The 1,369-nt window shown below is 59.0% G+C and carries 2 protein-coding genes; one reads left to right on the forward strand and one right to left on the reverse strand.

The features are described from left to right. The coding region (locus tag AWB66_RS34820; protein ID WP_235021362.1) for a hypothetical protein at nucleotides 1-181 on the forward strand (181 nt) is incomplete at its 5' end. Between the two features lie 471 nt (nucleotides 182-652). Here AWB66_RS34820 and AWB66_RS32500 read toward each other — a convergent pair. Beyond that, nucleotides 653-1,369: IS110 family RNA-guided transposase (locus tag AWB66_RS32500; RefSeq protein WP_125469892.1), on the reverse strand; the 717-nt coding region annotated here is incomplete at its 5' end.

A 1,369-nucleotide genomic window follows, 5' to 3' on the forward strand; every position in this document is an offset into this window, starting at 1 on the left:
GGAGTTTGCCGAACGTCCGAAGCAACGAAGCAACCGGCCATTGATGCGCATGATGCGTGGTCGGCCGGTATGGGTCGACTGCTGTCTGACAACCCGGACAGTTGGCTTTGCCAAGGTGGCCGCGCTGTCTCAGACCGGGATCAGCCACGAGCGACTATTCGAGTTCCGCCGGTTGAAATGACGGCCTAGGGTCGAAGAGCAATCGCTTCCGAGCGTACAGTCGGTTTTCTTCGGTCGAGAGAAGGCATCCGTTGAGGTATGTGCACTCGAAGATAGAAACAACCAGCCGTCTGTGCCAGTCGCGCGTTTGCGCAGATCGATCTTCTGCCTATCTCGTCAGCGCTTGCTAAACAGAGAGAGGCGCCGCGAGATCCTATCTAGTCGGTCTTTATATGGGCACCACCCGTTTGCCAAGGAGAGCTTGCGTTCCAGCGGTTAGATCGGTTGCATCCTTATATTCGGCCCGTTTGCGGGGCATACCCCTGGCCTTGATGGAATGCGCCGGTGAGGTCCTTATCTGCAAAGCGGGCTTTGGTGCCCGGTCCGACTATCAGGCTTTGCTCACCGAGGTCTGACCTAAATCGCCATCATGCATGCTTGCCTTGTGCAACCGTGAATGAGGAAACTGCGCGTGGGCGGTTAGTGCTTTTGCTCAGTCGGCTGTGACGCGGGAGCAGTACGTGCGGTTATTTGCGAGTAAAGCCCAGACGATGCGCGCATTTCGGTTGGCCTGCGCGACGGCAGCCTGGTTGGGATGCTTGCGGGCTAGCAGGCGCTCCAGCCAAGGATCTATCGGAGTCGACCCGCGTCGCTGGATTCCGCGGCACATCCGGACCACCGCGCGTGCACCGTGAATCAGCAGCGTGCGCAAATACGGATCGCCTCTTTTACTGATGTGGGCGAGACGTTGCTTGCCGCCCGAGGAATGCTGTCGGGGCACGAGGCCGAGATAGGCCGCTAGATGCCGACCGCTGACGAAACCCTGTGCCTGGGTGCCGATGTAACCAACCAGCGCGGTTGCTGTCAGGAGGCCGATGCCGGGGATCTCTGCAAGCCGGCGACTGGCTTCGCTTTGCCGGTGCCATTGACGGATTTGTGTTTCCATCACATCGATCTTGCGATCGATCTCTCTGAAATGTTCGAGCATATCCATCAGCAACTGTCTGAGCACCCCCGGCAATTCGTTCGTCGCGTCTTCGGCAAGCGCAGGGATCTCGGCGAGATGGCAGATGCCTTGAGGCAGGATCAGTCCGTACTCGCTGAGCAGGCCGCGGAGATGGTTGCTGACCTGGGTGTCACGGATCGCCGTATAGGAGCCAATTGATGATCGGCGCATAGGTGCCAGCGCAGGATCGGCGTAATGGAGCCA

Source organism: Caballeronia telluris, assembly GCF_001544495.1.
GTDB classification, from domain to species: domain Bacteria; phylum Pseudomonadota; class Gammaproteobacteria; order Burkholderiales; family Burkholderiaceae; genus Caballeronia; species Caballeronia telluris.